Consider the following 17,903-nt stretch of genomic DNA (forward strand, 5'->3'; position numbering starts at 1 on the left):
GTGGATGCGAGCGGCGAGATGAGCAATCGCTGTGCCGCTCTTGAAAACACCTTGCCTGCCCTCAAGTGTCACCGCCACTTCCCAGCCCGGCGCCCCGAGTCCTCGCGAAGGACCTGGGAAGTTCCATCCGGGCCACTCCGCCTCCCAGACACCACCCTCCCCTCGAAGGTTCGCCCCCTTCGCCCAAGCAGGCGTCCGGCCAGGGCTTTTGCCCCCGGACACCACGCAACCTAACGAGCCGGTCTGACATGTCGGTCCCCCCTCCTTGCGCCGGGCCTCCGCCACGGGGGCCGCCAAGACCTGGCAGATCAACCCTGCCCCTCCGAGACATCCTGTCAACGAATGTCCCCCCCTGACGGATCTCTGTGGTTCGAGAGACGCAGCTGTCTGCGTCCCCGTTACCCCCATGCTTTTGACACGGGGCGTCAAGTCCTCCGGCTGCGGCTCAGCGTCCGTTCCCGGTTTTTGTCCCGCGCTTGTTCGGAGTCGCGGGCTTCGCCGCGGGCGGCTCGGCGGGGGGAGCAGGCATCACCGACTTGAAGAGCTCCTTCAAGGCTTCAGGCGAGCTGGCCAGACGGGCGGCGGCCTTGGTGGCATCAGCGGGTGGCAGCTTCCCGAGCACGCTGCGCTCCAGGTGTTGATCAATGAAGCCCTGGGCGGTGTTCACCGTCACGTCCGTCACCTGCCCCTGCGCATCCACCACGGGCACCAGGCGCGGCGCGTTCATGAAGAGGACCGACGGCACATCCGCCGCCTTCACCCGCTGCGCCACCTCGTCGCGCAGCTTCGGATCGAACTTGATGCCCTTCTGCGTCACCAGTTGGCGGATGCCCTCGTAGTCGCCGGTGGCCTTGATGACCATGAGCTTCGTGAGCAGCTCGCCCACGGCCTCGCGCATCTTGTCGTAGTCCACCACCGTCCAGTAGGAGCGCCCGTTCTCCGTCACCTGCTTCACCGCGCCCTTCTCGATGAGGAAGCTCACCGTCATGTGGTGGCCGCGCTGGTGGTCCTCCTCGAACGAGTCCCCCTTCTCCACGCGGGCCAGGTTGGTGAGCCCCTCCACCAGGAAGTCCCGGTACATCTGCTGGGCAATCTTCGCCGCATCCGGAGACAGCTCCGAGAGCGCCGGATCAAAGGCGTGCCAGAGCGCCACGAGGTCCGCGCGGGCCTCCTCCAGGGTGTTGTCGTACTCCTTGAGGTAGTACGAGGGCAGCTGCTTGCCGAGCTTCTTCTTGTCCACCTGGCCCGACGCGTGGCCAAGCACCTCGTGGAAGGCGACCAGCCACTTGCGCGCGGCGACGGAGTACTTCTCGGCCTGGGCGCGATCCTCGGGCGTGCGAGAGAACTCGAGCGCCAGCGGCAGCCTCCTCAGCGCCGAGGCCGCGTCCATGACGTTGGCCACGAGGATGCTCTTGCTGCCGTACTTCTCGCGGATGTTCTGCTCGTTGGGCAGGTTGATGCCAGCGGGCGGATTGGGGTGGGTGGCCACGAAGTCCACGGCCTTGGCCACCGGCAGCGTCACCTTCTTGCGCTTGTACTGCTCCGGCCAGGGCATCCGGTCCTCGAAGTACTGGGCCTTCTTGCCGATGAGCTCCATGATCTGGTTCTCGGCGGAGTTGCGGTAGTTGATGAGGGCCTCCCACTGGCCCTTCTGCCCGCGCGGATCCACGTACGTCTCGATGAAGCCGATGTTGCCGTCCACCACCGAGTCCACCTTCAACCAGGCGATGTTGTAGGCCTCCCAGTCCTTGGGGCTGCCCGTCTGGAAGTAGCGGATGAGCTTGGCCAGCACCGGCTTCTGCTTCGCGTTGGCGGACTTCATCGCCTCGTTGAGGTGGGCGATGACGCGCGAGAGCGGGTCCGCGTAGAGCCCCGGGGGGATCTTCTTGTCCCCGGCGCGGAAGATCTGCTCCACCAGCTTGCCGTCCTGCTTCACCACGCGCGAGTTGAGCGGGTTCTTCTCCGAGAAGTCCTCCAGCTCCGCCAGCGTCACGCCCGGCCCATAGGCCGTGTTCGCCGAGGCCGTGAGCATGTCCTGCCCCTGCGGCGGAGACTTCGCGGTGAGCATGGGCTCGAACGAGGCGTCGAAAATCGTCGGCTGCAACGCCTTGATCCAGGTGCGCAGGGCGTACTCGTCCTTCACTCCGAAGGTGACGCCGGCCCGGAAGGCACGGACCGCGGCGGCCTCCAGCTCGCCCGCGGTGAACTCGGGGACGAACTTCTGGCCCGTGGTCTGATCGTGGTTGCCCGTCTCTCCGTAGAAGCGCGTGAGGTACTTGCTGACCCGCTTGTCGAAGAGGCCCGGGCCGCCAGCGCCCTCCTGGCCGAAGAGGTACACGCCCTCGATGAGGCGCTTCACCTCGAGCACCTTCCACCCGAGCTGGTCGTAGCCGATGTCCTCGCCCGCATGGGCCGCGAGCGTGAGGTACCAGGCGACCCGCTTGTCCTCCGGAGTCAGTCCGGCCACTCCCGGCGCGAAGATCTGCGCGATGGCCTGATTGCCCGAGCGCCCCTTGAGGAACGTGGCGGCGGTGGGTGCGCTCGGCTTCGCGGGCTCGGCCGGCTTCGCCTCGGGAGCGGCGGACAGCACGGAGACCAGGAGGAGGGCGTACATTCTTCAGGCTCCCAAAAAGGATCGGGGGCCTCGCAGTTAACACCCGATTCCGCTGGGTTCCAGTTTGAGGCCGCCGCCCCTCATCCCAGAGCACCCCGGTCCGCACTCCCAGAGGGGGTCAGAAGGAGTGCTTGTCCTCGGTGGCTCCCCCGCCAAAGCCCTCGATGATGCCCCTGTTCTGGGGCACGGTGCAGGGGCACACCTCATAGCGGCACGGGACCGGGGCATCCCATAGACGCAGCGTGCCATCGAAGACGTTGCCCAGGTGCCCGTCCCCGAACCGCTTCCCCGGGTAGCAGGAGAAGGCATCCCCCTTGGGGTGGATGATGAAGTACTTGCTGCCCGCGTGGCACAGCCGCCCCTTGAGCTGATAGCCCCGGTTCATCTGCGACGGAGACACCATGTCCCCGAACGCCCGATCGATGCGCCACCAGTCCATCCACCCGTACTCCGCCGGCTGTCCGTTCACCCGCATGAGCTGCGGGTAGAACTTGATGCCCGCGCCCTCGAAGCGCTCGCGGCTGGTGGCCACCTCGGAGACCTGTCCGGGCACCACCACGCTGTTCACCACGAAGGTGGCCCGAGGCCACTTCGCCAGCAGCTCCTTCACCGCTCGGGCCTTTTCGAAGAACTCCGCCTCCTCCACCTCCTCGCGGTGCAGCGAGCAGGAGAAGGTCCGCAGTTGCTCCCCCGCCTCCTCGATGAAGTGGGCAATCACTCGCAGCGGGGCGGAGAGGTTGGTGAGCAGCGAGACTCTATGTCCCGCCCCCGCCAGCCTCCTCGCCACCTCCGGCAGCCGCTTGAGCATGAAGGGCTCTCCGCCGGAGATCTTGAACTCCCAGCTTCCGGGCAGCGCCGAGAGCGTGCCGAGCGCCGCATCCAATTGCTCGTCCGTGGGCCCGCCGATGCCGGGCATGTGCTTCTGCACGCAGTACGTGCAGCGGTAGTTGCACCCACCGACGATGTTCCAGCTCACCGTGGGGCGTGGCCCGCTCATGGCAGCTCCCCCGCTTCGAGCATCTCGCGCAAGTCCCTCGACGCCGCGAAGTTCATGTCGTGCTTCCCGCACCGCGCGCAGCCCGGGTAGTACTCGCCCCGGTGGAGCCGCTGCCTCACGGCCTCGTAGGCCGGTGCTCTCCACACCTGCTGGAAGGGTCCGTCCTTCACGTGTCCCGCCTCGATGTGCTCGCAGCAGAAGAACACGCGCCCGTCCACGTAGACCCGGCTGTAGAGGTAGCCCGCGAAGCACCCCGTCTCCTGCCCCGAGGGCCACTTCCCCGATAGCTGCGCCTCGTAGGCGTCCAGGTTGTGCTTCACCTTCAGCGCCTTGGCCCGCTTGCGCGCCTCGGGGATCAGCTCCCGGAGCACCTGCTCCTTCTGCGCATCGGTGAGCGCGTGGCCCTCCGTTCCCTTTGGCACATCCCCGACTTTGAAGGACGAGCGCGCCCCCACCTCGTGCGCCAACCTCACCATCTCTGGCAGCTCGAAGTAGTTCACCCGGTTGATGACCTGCACCAGGTTGATGGCCGTGACATCCCGCACGGTCCTCACGCCCTCCAGCAGCCGGTGGAACGTCTCTGGCGGTTGGTTGGGGTGATAGGCCACGTAGGTCTCCGGCGACGCGGAGGCCATGTTGAGCAGGAACTGATCCACTTCGAGCGCACGCACCCGATCCCAGTTGCACAGCGTGCCGTTGGTAATGACCGTGAGCCTCAGGCCTCGGGACTTCACCTTCTCGATGAAGGTGTAGATCTCCGGATGGGTGAAGGGCTCGCCCCCTCCGCTGATGACGATGCGCTCGGCGCCCGCTTCGGCCGACTCGTCCACCATGCGGTGGAAGGTGGCCGGGTCCATCCGCTGCCGCTTCCACGCCACCGGCTTGGGCACCGCCAGATCCGGCGCGTAGTTCCAGCAGGTGATGCAGTCCAGGTTACACGCGTTGGTGACGTCCAGGTGGACCGTCTCCGGGCCCATGCGTGGCTTGCGCTCCAGGTAGCCCTTCAGGCGCTCTCTCAGCGTGTCCTCGTTCTTCATGAGAGCAGCTCCAGCAGCGCCCGAGCCGCGGGCTCCGCGCCGTTGCCTGCCACCTTCTTTCGGGCGGCGGCTCGCAGGCGCTCTCGTGTGGCCGGGTTCATCAGCTCGCGCACCGCCCGGGTGAGCCCCTCCTTCGTCAGCGGCGAGCACGCCAGTCCCGCCCCGGCCTCCGCCACCTCTCTCACCCGCTTCTCCTGGTCATCCACCATCCGCTCGAAGGGAACGAAGACGGAGGGAACGCCCGCATAGAGCAGCTCGTGGACGGCGTTGTACCCGGCCGCTGTCACCGCTCCATCGAAGGCGGGCAGAAAGTCCAGCGCGGGGTAGCGGCCCTGCAGCACCAGGGCGCCCTCCAGCATCGGTGGTGACTCGCGCCAGAGTGGGCCGGCGCCTACCACCAACCGGACTCCTGGCAGCTCTCGCACCACCTGGGTCGTGAGCGTGAGGGCCCGTGCTCCCTCGGGATCTCCTCCGCCTCCAAAGGAGGCGTACAGCACCGTGGCATCCTCCGGCAGCCCGAGCGCCTGGCGCGCCTGCGCTCGAGAGGGCAATTCGTGGCGCTCGCGAATGAGGATGGGCCCCACTGCGCGAGCCTTCGCGGGCTCGGGCAACGGGCCCACCGCCGATACGTCTCCGTGCGGGATGAGGATGCGATCGTACAGGCGCAGCGAGGTCTGGAGCAGCTCCGAGCCCGCCGCGGCCTCCCGTTGCTCCCGGAAGACGAAGACGTTCTTCTGCCGCCAGCGCAGCGCCGGGATGAGCTCCTCGAAGCTGCCCGTAGGGTAGGTGTCCACCACCAGCACATCCGGATCGAACGCAGCCAGCGTGTTCCACGTCACCGTCTGCACCAGCTTGAGGTAGCTGCCCTTGCGCAGGCCGCAGCGCTCCCGGATCGTCTTCGAGGGCAGCTTCACCGCCGCGAAGCCTTCGCGGTAGATGACGTGATCCGCCTCGGACGAGGTGAGGAAGAGCACCTCGCACTCGGGCGACAACCGCTTCAGCGCCCGAGCGATGGACAACAGCCGCGTCACGTGCCCCAGGCCCAGCCCGTTGACGGCATAGAAGAGGAAGCGAGGCGGGGCCATCAGGAGTGATCCTTCCAGTCACGCTCCTCGCGACGCTCGCTGGCCCGCCTTGCCGCTGCTTGTGCCGCGGCCTGTGCTGCCTCCTCTGCCTCCGCGGCCTCCTGGGCATTGTCGAGATCCAGCAACCGGCTTACGCCGTACGCCACGGCTCCGGCGGCCAGCGCGCCACCCGCCGCCATCGCCGCCACCTCGCCCATCGAGCGCTGCGGGGTGTACTCCCAGGGCTGCACGAGCCGAGCCCCCTGATAGGGCCGATGCCGATGGACATACGGCGAGTAGTCCTCCAGCTCGCTCCAGTGCACCCGCTGCCCGTTCTGATCGATGACCACCTTCACCGGAGGCGACTGGCCCGCGGAGGCCATGTTCGCGCAGGGCGGACACGCGAGGACGTGAACCACCTCCGAGCCTCGCTTGATCGGCACCTGCTGGCGGAAGGCCGGATTCGCCAACGGGCGCGCGCAGAAGTAGCAGCCCACGCGCTCTCCCTCCTCCAGCACGGCCTTGTCTCCATAGAGAGACTTCGCCCGTTCCAGCGCGGCATATGCGCGCTCCTCGGCCTCGCGGCACTGGCCATCGAGCGACGGAGGAAGGATGCGAGTACTCCGAGCCCGCTCCAGGCCTTCACGCGCCCGCTGCTCGGACATGGTGGCCTGGTTGAGCATGGCCCGCAGATCCGGATCCTCCCCCAGCCGCAGCGCGTGCTCCACGGGGATGAGCGAGGCGGCGGCCTTCTCCAGCAGTGCCTCCAGGGACTGGAGATCCTCCGGAGTAGCGCGCCGGGCGGACTGGGCATTCCCCTGTTCCTCTCCTCTGGACTCCTTCGAGCGCCTGAAGCGGCGGAACAGCATGACGAGGCCGACAAGGGCCGCGCCGCCTCCCACGGCACAGCACAGCCCTCCCGAGCCCTGTCCCTCCCGCCGCTGACTCGACGCCTCCTGTGTCACTGGCGCGGGGGGAAGGGGCGGGGCAGTGTCAGCTCCTTGGGTGGGTGCGTCCACCGCGGCGGGAGGTTCCGTCGCCGGAGTGGAGGGAGTCGTCGGAGTGGAGTCCTCGGGGGAGAACCCCATCTCTCGCAGCTTGTCGTTGATCTCCGCCCGCTTGTACTCCGGATCCAGGGCCCGCGATTTCAGCAGAGCCTCCCGTGCCTCCGGGAAACGGTTGAGCTTCCTCAGCGCGAGTCCGCGGTTGTACTGCCACCGGGCCTTGTCGGGCTCCAGTTCGGCGGCCTGATCGAATTTCTGCAACGCGGCGGCGTACTTCTTCGCGTCGTAGAGACGCTTGCCCTCTTCGTATACCGCGAGCGCCCGTGGGTTGCCCCCCGCCTCCGCCTTCGTCGCGCCCTTCCCTGCCGGGGCCTTCGCCACCGCCGCCGTTCCCAGCAACACGGCCAGCCCCAGCGCCACGAAGTTCCATCGCTTCACGTGAACCACCCCTCCCATTGGATCGCTCGCGAGTTAACGCCAGGAGCGTCGGGAGGAGCAATGCACGGAAAGGAGAAAGAGCACCCGCCCCAGGAGGGGACGGCCCCCACTCACAGCGCGGAAGCGGGAGGCGTGGGGGCCTCGGGCCGCAGCGGCATGACATGGGAGAGGAAGCGTTCGATGTGCTCTACCACTGCCTCGGGCACCTCCAGCGTCGGGAAGTGACTCCGCGCCTCCAGCTTCACGACCTGGAACCAGGGATGATCCGAGGCGAAGGACTGCTGCGCCATCAGGTAGCCCGGATCCTCCGGCTGGGAGTACAGATGCACCGTCGGCACGGGCGGCACCAGCGCCGACAGGGCCCGGAGCGGATAGCCCTCCCGAGCGTAGGCGCTGGAGATCTCCCGAGCCGCCCGCCTCCACATCTCCCCTCCGAAGGAGCCCATGTCCTCGCGGATGAAGCGGAGGATCTCCGGCGAATCGACGCCCTGCAGCCACATCCCGAAGAGCGCGTCACGGCTGTCCCGCCAGGCCTGGGATTGGAGCCCCTTCAGCGCGTCCAAAAAGGGAGGCGGAGGCTCAAGCACGATCCAATCCAACAGCACGAGCCCGGAGATCCGCTCGCCGAGCCGGCGCCGCAGTTCGATCGCGAACCATCCCGCGTGGGACAGCGCCACGGGGACCACTCGGCGCACACCGCGGGCCTCCAACACCGCGAGCAGATCCTCCAGGAGGGTGCTGCTGGAGAAGTCCTCGCCTCCTTGCTCGGACTGGCCATGGCCGCGCAGATCAACGGAGAGCACCCGATGGTGCGCCGCGAGCCTCAGGGCGAGCGGGGCGAAGACAGCCCGGCTGGTACACCACCCAGGCAGGAAGAGCAGAGCCGACTCGCCCTGCCCCATGTCATCGAATCGAATGAGCGCGTCTCGGGAACGAACCTCGGGCATGGCACCCTCCCTTTCGTGGGTGGCTCATGACTGAGCACCGAGCGCGCCCCACGCAACAGACGGGCCAGGAGAGGCTCTGGAGCACGCTCCCGGTTCACTCGCGGATCATCCTTGGCTCGCCCTGCCCGCGGAGCTACCTTCCCCAATCGGGTCCTTCAGGGCCTCCAGGAGCGAGCGCAGCCGCTCCCTGCGAGGCTGGAGGATGCGCACGGCGCGGTAGCGAAGAACTCCCGCCGCGAGCGCGAGCATGACTCCGAAGAGGAGGGCCTGGCTCAGCAGGTGCGAGGAGCTCGCGAGTCCCAGGGCGTGCTCGCGCCAGAGGGCCAAGGGCAGGACGGCGACGGTGAAGAGCTGGGCGCGCTGCAGATACCGGGCTGCCCGGAGCTCCGCGTCGACCGCCGCGAGTGAGGCTCGGGTCGCTGCGGCTACGGAGGCCTCCAGGCGCCGGGCTTCACGCCACTCCTCGGTGTACGCCCGGACCCGCGAGGAGAGGAGGACGAAGAGCGGTATCAGCAGCAGCGAGAGCACAGCCAGACTCACCCAGTCCCCCGCCAGGCGTGTGGCGGCCACATAACCCGCGAGCCCCAGGGTGCCCAGCCCTGCCAGGAGGACGTAGATGAGCGCGACGGTCCGCAGCCGCTGGCGGCGCCGCAGCCCTCGCAGGAGTTCTTCGACGGCGAAGCGCTGCACGGCTCGCGCGGCATGCTGCTCCTGGGTGCTCCACACGGCTTCGAGGGGATCCATGGTCATTGCCTCCGCTGAGAGAGTGTGTCCTTGAGCCGCTGGCGCGCCCGGGTGAGCCGCACGCCGATGTGGTTCTCGGTCAGCCCGGTCACCTCGGCGATCTCGCTGTAGGGCAGCCCGTCGAGCGAGAGCAGGACGAGCGTCCGGTCCAGGGGCGCCAGGGCGTGAATGGCCTCGTAGAGCAGTGCCAGTTGCTCTCGGGAGTCATCTTCCGGGGGGCCAGGGAGCTCCGCATCGGGCAGCTCCTCCAGCGGCTGGATGCGGCGCCAGTACCGGGTGCGGCCGCGCTGCCAGTTGAGGGCGCGGTTGTGCGCTACGCGGTAGATGAAGGTGGACGCCTTGCTCCCCGCGCGGAAGGCGGGGAGCGCCTCCCAGAGCGTGGAGAGCAGGTCCTGCAACAGCTCGTCCCGATCCGCGGCGGAGGGTGCGAAGGCCCGGGCCACCTTGAGCAGGATGCCGAGGTGCTCATGGGACCAGGTTCGGAACAGTTCTTCGCGGCGTGTGGCGTCCATCTCGCCCCATCAGACACCGCACGCGCCGGGGACTTACAGCGCACTGAGAACCCGCTCCACGGCAGGAAGAGCCGACAGGGGGCTCACCGGAAGGCGTCAACGACGGTGACGCCCGAAACGGAGAACTGAAGCATCGCCATCCCAGGCTTCGAGCCCGGGAGCTTTCGGAGCTGGTTCTCACTCAGGCGAGCCACCGCGCAGATCGGCAACTTCTCCAAGTCGGGCGGGTCGGCTTCATAGTACCGGATGACGACCTGGGGGCCCCCCGTCCAGACCTGACCGTAGAGGCGAGTGGTGGCTTCGAGCGTGCCAAAATCGTCCTTGAGGACGCTCTCGATAGGCCCGTCATACAGGTAGATAGGACTCGACTTGATCTGGTTCGCGTCAAGTTCCACCCACGCGGTGTCCCCCACCTGAAGCCGCATCGCCCGCATCGTCAACTTGGCCTCCTTCGGGCAGTCTTGAGGACCTGGAGTGCCATCTGGGCGCAACGCCACACCACCGCTGGTCGTGGCACAGCCGCAGAACGTACAGAGCAGGAGAATCGCGCCGATGGAGAGCGCTTGGGCTGTGGGCATGCGCCGCACTCCTACTTCCGAACGAGCGCGTGATCCAGGTTCACAATCACCTGCCGCAGCCCGTCTTGTCGGAAGATCTCCAGTGCCAGATCCCGAAGGCCCTCCTTTGATTCAAAGGCACTGTGATCCACCACTACCGCAATCGTCCCTGATTGACCGGGAACAATCTCAGCGCGGTCCATGCGGAGCGAGAAGGGCAGAGAACTGTAGGAGGTAAGGTCAGCAATCAGCCGGGCATCCCTGAACCGCCAGGGCTCGTCGCTGTAGGTGTTGGTCAAGCGGACCACGACCGCTGCCTTCCCTCGGCCCGAGAAGGTCTCGACCCTGATCTCCATATCCCCATCCTTCAGGACCACTACTTGCTCGCTGCGGAAGCGCGTCTTCTTCACCTCCCCTTTGACGAGAAGCGCCGCGAGGGCGTGATCGACCGAGGTCTCCTCCTTCTTGAGCCTCTCGTTCTCCTCGCGCAACTCACGCTCCCGCTTGAGCGAGTCGTTCAAGGACGAGAGCACCGCGTTGTAGCTATCGCGATCCTTGAAGACGTTGACCTGGTGGTCCGTCCAACCCTCAGGGCGTTGGGGCCGCACGAGGAACTGCAACACGGATCCGTCCTGGAGCGTGACGACCAAGGGAATCCGTTCGTCTTTGCCGAGTTCCCGGAGCGGTTCCACAACCACTTTCTTGCTTCCCACCAGCAGGGGCTCGAACCGCCCCTCCCACCCAAGGAGTTGGGTCTTGTCCGGAGCAACCTCTTGCTCGAAGCGGAGAACGGTCGCCACCTGTCCGGACACGTAGATGCTGTCTGGCGCGTCTCCGGGGTGCTCCGAAGCCGTGAGGGACCGGATCACGATCTTGTCATCCGGGTTCCTGGCCAGGGACACGGAAGCCACCAGGACAATGATCAGGGCATACCGGGAGGGTAGGAAGTTCCGCATGGCGTGGGACAACCTAGCAGATGGGTCCCAAGCGACCAACTCCGACAGCGACAGCGTCCGGGCAGTTCCCTGGCCGGCGCGCCTCTGGCCGAACCGGTCTGCTGGCCATACCAGAGGCGCGCGACCGCCCGGCTCAGCGGACCTCGGGGCAGTCCCAGCCGGTGGCTCTGCAGGTGCAGACGTAATCCGTCCAGATGCCATCCGTGCAGTTCTGGGTCTTTCCCACAGGGGAACAGCCCGTCCCCTCGAGAACCCAGCAATAGGAGAGCAGGGGCGGAATCACCTTGACCTCCTGCTCCTGCTGCGCGGGCTGCTGAGCCTGATCCTCCGGGGAGTCCAGGGTGCCGCCGCAAGCCACGAGTCCAAGGGAAAGGCAGAGCGCCGCGAGAATACGCCGCATGGAGAGCCTCCAACGTTGGGGGGAAACCGGCGGAGGACCGCCGGCCTCGAGAGGCTACCGCACGCCTCCGAGACGCAGGCGAACGGGATTCTGTCCTTGGGTTTCCCCGAGTGCGCCCATCCCGCACCGCTCAGTCGCTGCTCACCCGCAGCGGCGTGGAGAGTGGGCGCTCCTCGCAGTCGAGCGCCGTGCCATCCTCCCACGCCATCATGAGGAACTCCGCCGGCCCGTCGAGCGCGATGATGGGGTGGTGCCACACGCCCGCGCGGTAGTTCACGCCCTGCCCCGGGCCACACAGGAACGCGCGCAGTTGGCCCAGTTCCGGCTCACCGCGCGCATCGCTCGGGCACACCACGACGAGGAAGCGCTGGCACGACAGCGGCACGAACATCTGCGTGGAGCACGGGTGCCGCTCCACCAGGCGCACCTCGAAGGGCAGCGCCTTGGCTACCGAGCGGAACACCGCGAGGTTCGGCTGCGCCCCCGGCCGACTACTGGTGAGCTGGGCGATGCGATCGAACCGCGTCGCCGTCCCCTGGTTGGCGCTGGAACCTCCTGCCAGCCCCAAGCCGATGACGTCACCGAATGGCGCGAACGCCTCCCGCGTGAGCGGCTGCGCCCGAAGTACTTCGTGCATGCTCAATGCTCCAACACCGCAGAGTTACACACCCCATGCGACACAGGGGCGCAGTGGATGGCGGCGTTCACTCCCCACTAGTGGGGAGCGGCGCTCACGATCCACTGAGATCGGGCCCCATCCTACAGGGCCCCTGGTCCCGCAAGCCCTGAAAACAAGAACACCCGGGGCCATGGAGAGGTCCCGGGTGCCTTGCTCTTCAACCGCCGTTCAGGCGCGCCTCCTTAGAAGGCGGTTCCGTTGGCCTTCTTACCCGGCGAAGACGAGGTGCTGCCCACGCTGGTGTGCAGCACGAAGCTCGCGCCGCTGGTGACATCCGGGCTGCGGTTGGCCGACACCCCGTCCGTCCCCGTGAGCCCCGAGCCGAAGGTGGCCGTGTCCACCGTCGTCCCCGAAGAGTTCTTCACCGTCACCGTCTCGGTGCTGTTTGACAGGTTGAGCGAACCCGTGGACGAGCCCACCGCGTTCGTCACCCCCGACGGAATGCCCGCCGAACTCCCGAACACGACAATCGCCTTGCCCGCCGCCAGCGTCGTGCCGCTGGCGAACGTGTGCCGCAGACCCGTCGCATCCGAGATCGTCCACCCGGCGATGCTCACCGACGAGCTGCTCGGGTTGACCAGCTCCACGAACTCACCGTTCACGTCCGAGCCAGCCTCGTTGATGAGCACCTCGTTGATGAACACGGTGCCCGTGCCCGTGCCGCCGCCGGTGGTGATGGTGAAGTTCGCGTTGCTCGAGTCCGTGACGGCCGAGTTGGACGCATCCGTCACCCGCACCTTCGCGGTGGTGGTGGCGCTGCTGGGCACCGTCCACGTGTAGCTGCCCGTCGAGGCCGACGTGCTGGAGGTGAGCACCGTCCAGGTGCTGCCGTTCAGCGTGTACTCCACCTTCACGTTCGTCACGCTGGAGGCCGTCCAGGTGATGGCCTGGCTGCTGCCGCCCGCATAGCTCTCGCCACCGTTGGGCGACGTCACCGTGATGCTCGCGCTCGTCGTGTCACCGGGGATGAGGAAGTCCTTGATGACGCCCATGTGCTGCATGTTGGTGGCGCCGCTGTCGGCGGCCAGCGCCGGGGAGATCTCCGAGATGGGCGAGTACACGCGAGTATCCGCCACCACACCTCCGGCGAAAGAGCTGCCACCAATCACCGTGGCCACCTGGTACTGGCGCAGATCGCTGTCCACCAGCACGTGATCGTACGGCTTGGCGCGTGCCGCGTTGGTGTTGTTGTTGCCGTTGCGGTCCGCCGGGTACGGGCTCGTCGTCGTCACCACCGAGGAGAAGGCGGTAAAGAGAGCCTCGGAGCGGGTGTCGCTGTTGAAGTCACCGCCGATGGCCAGGTAATCCCCGGTGGGGACGTTGGCCTTGATGAAGTTGCTCAGGTTGGTCGCCTCGGTGTTGCGCACGGAGCTGCTCGAGGTGAGCAGGTGCACGCTGACCACCCAGAGGTCCTTCGAGCCCGGCACGTCGATGCGCGCCCAGGCGAAGTCCCGGTTGTCCACCTGCGTGTCATCCCACTCGCCCGAGGCGATGATGGGCCAGCGGCTGATGATGCCGTTGGGGATCTGCGCGCCGCCCTCGCGGTAGTAGTAGAAGCTCGTCCCAAAGGCCGAGTCGACAAAGCTCCGGATGGCGCTGGCCGAGTTGTCCCCGTAGTTGAACTCCTGGATCATCACCACATCCGGCTTGAACCCCTTGAAGATGCGGATGCCTTCGCCCGGGTCATAGCTCTGCCCGTTGCCACTGGTGATGTTGGCGGCCATCAAGCGCACCGCCGTGCTCGCCGCGGCCTGCTGCGTGCCCAGGGTGTCACTGTCTACCTGCTCCTGCTCGGTGCCACCGCAGGCCACGAGCGTCAGGGAGACCAGGGCCGCCAGCAGCCGGCGGTCCAGAAAGGAGTGCCTCGAGGAGGTTTCGGTCTTTGTCACGATGGATTGAGTCCTGCTCCGGAACCGGAGCGATCGGGGGATTTTCAGAGACGACAGGTTCTCCGAAGGGAGCAGGCATTCCTGCTCCCCTCCCACCTTATCGCCATGTTTCAGGCCCGCGTTGCGTGAACGCGCAGTGAACACTCCTCCTGGATTGCAGTCACAGCGGACACCCACCCCTCCATGTTTCACGCAAGGTTTGCGCAAGGTTTGCCTGTTCCTCAGCATCCCCGCAAAACATGCGCTTTCTCGATCGCCCTTCGAGGAAGACAGGGCGTGGCATCCCCATTGCTGAAGAGAGGAGTCCCCCCCTCCTCGCATCTTCAGCCATGACCACCTCTCCCTTCCCCGTCCCTGCGAATCCGGATCTGCGCCTGGTGCCCGTCGAGATTGCCCCCGAGACCTTCTGGGTGGGCAAGCGGGAGCCCGGCAGCATCTTCTACGCGAACCCCTACCTGCGCCGCTTTCGTGGCGTGGACCCGAAGACCCAGAAACAAAATGAGTTCAACCTGCTGATCGATCCCGGCTCGAGCAGCGACTTCTCCACCATCCACACGAAGGTGACGTCGCTGATTGGCGGCATGGAGCGCCTGTCCGCCGTCTTCATCAACCACCAGGATCCGGACGTGGGCTCGTCCGCGGCCATCATCTCCGCGCGCTACGCCCCTCGCGCCGGCATCGTCTGCTCGGAGGACACGTGGCGGCTCATCGTCCACATGAACCTGCCGCGCAACCGCTTCATCGCCACGGAGAAGTTCGCCCAGGGGCTGAACGTCCCCACCGGCCACAAGCTGCTGCCGGTGCCCTCGCCCTTCTGCCATTTCCGCGGCGCGGTGATGCTCTATGATCCGCAGACGCGCGTGCTGTTCTCGGGCGATCTGTTCGGCGGGCTCACCGACGCCAACGCCCAGGGCCTGTGGGCCGAGGAGAACGACTGGAAGGGCATCCGCGCCTTCCATCAGATCTACATGCCGGTGAACGCGGCGTTGGTGCGCGTGGTGGCGGCCATCCGCAAGCTCCAGCCCGGTGTGGAGATGATCGCTCCGCAGCACGGGCGCGTCATCCGGGGTCCGCTCGTGGAGCAGTTCCTGGAGCGCATGGAGCGGCTGCAGGTGGGCCTGGACATCATGGACGAGGCGCAGGACCGCACGCACCTGCAGGCGTGGAACTCGGTGGTGGACCGGGTGCTGACGCTGGCGCGCGGCTACCTGGGCAACTCGGTGGAGTCCAAGCTCGCCACCAGCCCGGAGTTGACGGACACCGCCGCCTTCGACGGCAAGCGGCTCACGGTGAACCGCATGGGCAAGTGGACCCTGGAGCACGTGGTGGATCTGCTCTGCCAAGGAGAGCCGCCGGAGATCGCCGGCCCCATCCTCGTCGAGGCCACCAGCGCCGCCGCCGAGTACAACCTGCCCACGCCCCACCTGGACATCGAGGGCAATGGGGCTCCCGCCCAGGTGTCGCTGCTCAACAACTGACCTGTGGGACGGCCTCGTGAATCCCAAGGATGATGACTCGGCCGTGAGCTATCTCGGCGGGGCGGAGAGTCCTCCACCGCTCGTGCCGGCCCGGACCCCTTCCGGCACGTTGATCCAGGGTGCGGTGACGCCCGTGCCTCCCGCCCCCGTCACCGTGCGCGGACTGGTGCCGGGGCAGGTGGTGGCGGGCCGCTACCGGGCGGAGCGCTGGCTGGGAGCCGGCGGCAGCGCGGCGGTGTATGCCGCCACGGATCTCCAGTCCGGCATGCACGTGGCGCTCAAGCTGCTGACGGCCTCCAGTCAGAACCCGGCGCTCGTGGCCCGCTTCCGCCAGGAGTTGGAGCACGCGCAAGTGCTGGATCACCCCAATGTCCTGCGCCTGCTGAACGTAGGGACGGACGGCGAGCGGCACTTCCTCATCTCCGAGCTGCTCCAGGGGATGGACCTGAGGAGCCACCTCCAATCGCGGCGTCCCACGCTGGCCGAGTCCCTGCGCTGGCTCACCCACGCCGTGTGCGCGCTGGAGCATGCACACGAGCGCGGCGTGCTGCACCGGGACGTGAAGCCCGGCAACCTCTTCGTCACCCACACGGGCGTGCTCAAGCTGATGGACTTCGGGCTCGCCAAGAGCCAGCACGTGGAGGGGCACACGGTGCAGGGCGCGGTCTTCGGCACGCCGGAGTACATGGCGCCGGAGCAGGTGATGGGAGAGCCGGTGTCTGCCGTCACGGATCTGTACTCGCTGGGAGTGGTGGCCTACGAGCTGCTCACCGGCCAGCTGCCCTTCCGCCACACCCAGCCGGTGCCGTTGATGTTCCAGCACGTGCAGCAGCAGCCGGTACCCCCGCGCACCCTCAACCCCCAACTGCCCGAGCCCTTCGAGCGGCTCGTCCTCACGCTGCTGGCCAAGGACACCGCGGCGCGCTACCCGAGCGCCTCGGCCCTGCGCGCGGCCCTGCGGGAGCTCTGGCCCCTGGTGCTGCCGAACCGGGCCAGGCTCCACTCCGCGCTCAAGGGGCCGCAGCTCCAGCTCGTGTGAGCGTCACGGCCACGGGCTCGCCTTCCGGCCAACGAGAGAGCAGGAGGAGCTGATTCGGGTTGCCACACAGCTCGATGCGCCTGCCGCCCGGGTGCCGGTAGTAGAGCGAGCGGCCCGCCCGGAAGGACGCGAGCAGTGTTTCCTCCTGGGAGGGGTAGACCTCGCGGCTCACCTCCCAGTGGCGCACCACTGGTTCCTCCCGCAGGTGGTGATGGACGGACACCACCACGCTGCTCACGTCCCGCACATCCCAGTCGAGCACGAGGTTCGTGCCGAACCGCCGCCGCCCGCTCAACAGGGGGTAGGGGCGCGCTCCGACGTAAGCGGTGACATCCACCTTCGCGCCATCCAGGGACTCGAGGAAGTCCACATCCAGGCGGAAGGTGCCCTTCGGAATCAGGAAGTTGTATTCCATGCGCCCCGCGTGCGGCTTGGAGGCTCCGTAGTAGGTATGCGGCGGATCCTTCTCCTGGAGGAGCGCGCGCTCGCCCGAGCGGAACTGCTCGATGCCCACCGGGGCCACGAGCGCGGGAGTTCCTTCCGGCAGTTCCACCCGCTTCCACCCGGCCGTCTGATCCGAGGGGATGTAGCAAGCGCCTGGGGGTGTGGTGGTGACGAGCAACGCCGTGGTGAGGGAGAGCAGCGGTCCCATCTCAGGCGCTCCGAGGAGAAGTCCGGGTGGACAGCCACGCGCCGCCGAGCATCAACAAACCCGCGACGGCCAACCCCGCCACGCGCAGCGTGCCGCTGAGGTGGGTGGTGTCATAAACGAGGGCCTTGCCCAGGGAGATGGCGATGAAGGCGAAGCCAGCGTCGCGGATGACACCCTCGCCGCGCTTGCGGCCGTGGAGCACCATAAGCACACCCGTGACGAGCCAGCCCAGGGTGAGCACCACGCGACGGCCCACGTCATCCTCGGCGAAGCCCATGGTGAGGAAGTGGAAGTAGAAGGCCCACGAGGCGGCGATGGCCGCGGACGTCAGGCCGTACCAGGTAAGAAAGGACTGGAGGCGATCCGGCTCCCCTTCCACCTGTCGCGAACGCCACACCGAGAGCAGTGCGGCCGCGAGCGTCACCGCCAGGCCCACGAGCAGCATGCTGGACTTGGTGGCCGCGTACCACGCACCGCCGAGGAGGCTGCACGCCAGCACCGCGATGGCTCCCACGAGGGGACGCTCCTTCGGGACGCCGATGAAGGCCAGGGCGGCGGCTCCCACCGCGCCGAGCGCGAGCAACATCTCCATGGGGACCTGGAGATCCCTCCAGAGAAACACTCCCGCGAGCCCCAGCAAGCCCGCGCCCGCGATGGCCATGACCCTCACATCCCACTTCGTTGCGCTCATTTGCGTCCTCCTCCGTGTGTCACGGAAGGGTTGCAGCGAGCGAGCCAGCACCTGACGCATGGCGGCATGCGGGTTTGCGGGCTCGGGTGTGCAGCGGGCTGTGCAACGCCGCGCACACGCGCGCAACGCGAGCCTTCACAGCGACCTCACGATGGAGCTTCCCTACCCGCCCGGTAGGGCTATGGTGGGCACCTCGCGAAGGGGA

General features: G+C 67.3%; 17 protein-coding genes. 2 read left to right on the plus strand and 15 right to left on the minus strand.

The annotated features are described in order from the left end of the window. Positions 1–445: 445 nt before the first annotated feature. The 13 genes from KY501_RS38265 to KY501_RS38325 form a co-directional block, all read right to left on the minus strand. Positions 446–2,614 (minus strand): dipeptidyl-peptidase 3 family protein, encoded by a 2,169-nt coding sequence (locus KY501_RS38265; RefSeq protein ID WP_224368816.1) that lies wholly within the window; start codon positions 2,612–2,614, stop codon positions 446–448. Between the two features lie 118 nt (positions 2,615–2,732). Beyond that, positions 2,733–3,611, minus strand: coding sequence for a radical SAM protein (locus KY501_RS38270; protein ID WP_224368817.1), 879 nt, complete (start codon positions 3,609–3,611; stop codon positions 2,733–2,735). After that, entirely contained in the window at positions 3,608–4,648 is a 1,041-nt protein-coding gene (locus KY501_RS38275) for a radical SAM/SPASM domain-containing protein (protein WP_224368818.1), read from the minus strand. The genes KY501_RS38270 and KY501_RS38275 overlap by 4 nt, the downstream gene beginning before the upstream one ends. Further along, positions 4,645–5,733 (minus strand): glycosyltransferase, encoded by a 1,089-nt coding sequence (locus KY501_RS38280; protein WP_224368819.1) that lies wholly within the window; start codon positions 5,731–5,733, stop codon positions 4,645–4,647. The genes KY501_RS38275 and KY501_RS38280 overlap by 4 nt, the downstream gene beginning before the upstream one ends. Then, complete coding sequence (locus tag KY501_RS38285; protein ID WP_224368820.1) at positions 5,733–7,154, minus strand: tetratricopeptide repeat protein; 1,422 nt, start codon at positions 7,152–7,154, stop codon at positions 5,733–5,735. The genes KY501_RS38280 and KY501_RS38285 overlap by 1 nt, the downstream gene beginning before the upstream one ends. 110 nt (positions 7,155–7,264) lie before the next feature. Next, positions 7,265–8,101, minus strand: a complete 837-nt coding sequence (locus tag KY501_RS38290; RefSeq protein WP_224368821.1) for an alpha/beta fold hydrolase — start codon at positions 8,099–8,101, stop codon at positions 7,265–7,267. A 105-nt stretch (positions 8,102–8,206) separates the two neighbouring features. Beyond that, the gene (locus KY501_RS38295) at positions 8,207–8,845 is read right to left on the minus strand and encodes a hypothetical protein (RefSeq protein WP_224368822.1); all 639 of its coding nucleotides are present in this window, start codon (positions 8,843–8,845) and stop codon (positions 8,207–8,209) included. A gap of 2 nt (positions 8,846–8,847) precedes the next feature. Further along, on the minus strand, positions 8,848–9,357 hold the full coding sequence (locus KY501_RS38300; protein ID WP_224368823.1) for an RNA polymerase sigma factor: 510 nt from the start codon (positions 9,355–9,357) through the stop codon (positions 8,848–8,850). Between the two features lie 83 nt (positions 9,358–9,440). Continuing rightward, on the minus strand, positions 9,441–9,935 hold the full coding sequence (locus KY501_RS38305) for a serine/threonine protein kinase (RefSeq protein WP_224368824.1): 495 nt from the start codon (positions 9,933–9,935) through the stop codon (positions 9,441–9,443). Positions 9,936–9,946: 11 nt separating this feature from the next. Beyond that, positions 9,947–10,909, minus strand: coding sequence for a DUF2381 family protein (locus KY501_RS38310; RefSeq protein WP_224368825.1), 963 nt, complete (start codon positions 10,907–10,909; stop codon positions 9,947–9,949). 94 nt (positions 10,910–11,003) lie between these two features. After that, the gene (locus tag KY501_RS38315; protein WP_224368826.1) at positions 11,004–11,270 is read right to left on the minus strand and encodes a hypothetical protein; all 267 of its coding nucleotides are present in this window, start codon (positions 11,268–11,270) and stop codon (positions 11,004–11,006) included. A gap of 130 nt (positions 11,271–11,400) precedes the next feature. Beyond that, on the minus strand, positions 11,401–11,907 hold the full coding sequence (locus KY501_RS38320; protein WP_224368827.1) for an ureidoglycolate lyase: 507 nt from the start codon (positions 11,905–11,907) through the stop codon (positions 11,401–11,403). A gap of 224 nt (positions 11,908–12,131) precedes the next feature. After that, a complete protein-coding gene (locus KY501_RS38325) occupies positions 12,132–13,838 on the minus strand; it encodes a lamin tail domain-containing protein (RefSeq protein ID WP_224368828.1) in 1,707 nt (568 codons plus the stop codon). Positions 13,839–14,167: 329 nt separating this feature from the next. Between KY501_RS38325 and KY501_RS38330 the strand changes: the two genes are divergently transcribed. Together KY501_RS38330 and KY501_RS38335 are read left to right on the plus strand one after the other, a co-directional pair. Continuing rightward, complete coding sequence (locus KY501_RS38330; protein ID WP_224368829.1) at positions 14,168–15,316, plus strand: oxygen-binding di-iron domain-containing protein; 1,149 nt, start codon at positions 14,168–14,170, stop codon at positions 15,314–15,316. A 16-nt stretch (positions 15,317–15,332) separates the two neighbouring features. Then, positions 15,333–16,355, plus strand: a complete 1,023-nt coding sequence (locus tag KY501_RS38335; RefSeq protein WP_224368830.1) for a serine/threonine-protein kinase — start codon at positions 15,333–15,335, stop codon at positions 16,353–16,355. Here KY501_RS38335 and KY501_RS38340 read toward each other — a convergent pair. Continuing rightward, positions 16,327–17,007 carry a hypothetical protein gene (locus tag KY501_RS38340; protein ID WP_224368831.1) on the minus strand — a complete coding sequence of 227 codons (681 nt, stop codon included), beginning with the start codon at positions 17,005–17,007 and terminating at the stop codon, positions 16,327–16,329. The genes KY501_RS38335 and KY501_RS38340 overlap by 29 nt on opposite strands. A gap of 1 nt (position 17,008) precedes the next feature. After that, positions 17,009–17,698 (minus strand): DUF2339 domain-containing protein, encoded by a 690-nt coding sequence (locus KY501_RS38345; RefSeq protein ID WP_224368832.1) that lies wholly within the window; start codon positions 17,696–17,698, stop codon positions 17,009–17,011. Positions 17,699–17,903 lie beyond the last annotated feature (205 nt).

It is taken from the genome of Hyalangium versicolor (genome assembly GCF_020103695.1).
Classification (GTDB): domain Bacteria; phylum Myxococcota; class Myxococcia; order Myxococcales; family Myxococcaceae; genus Hyalangium; species Hyalangium versicolor.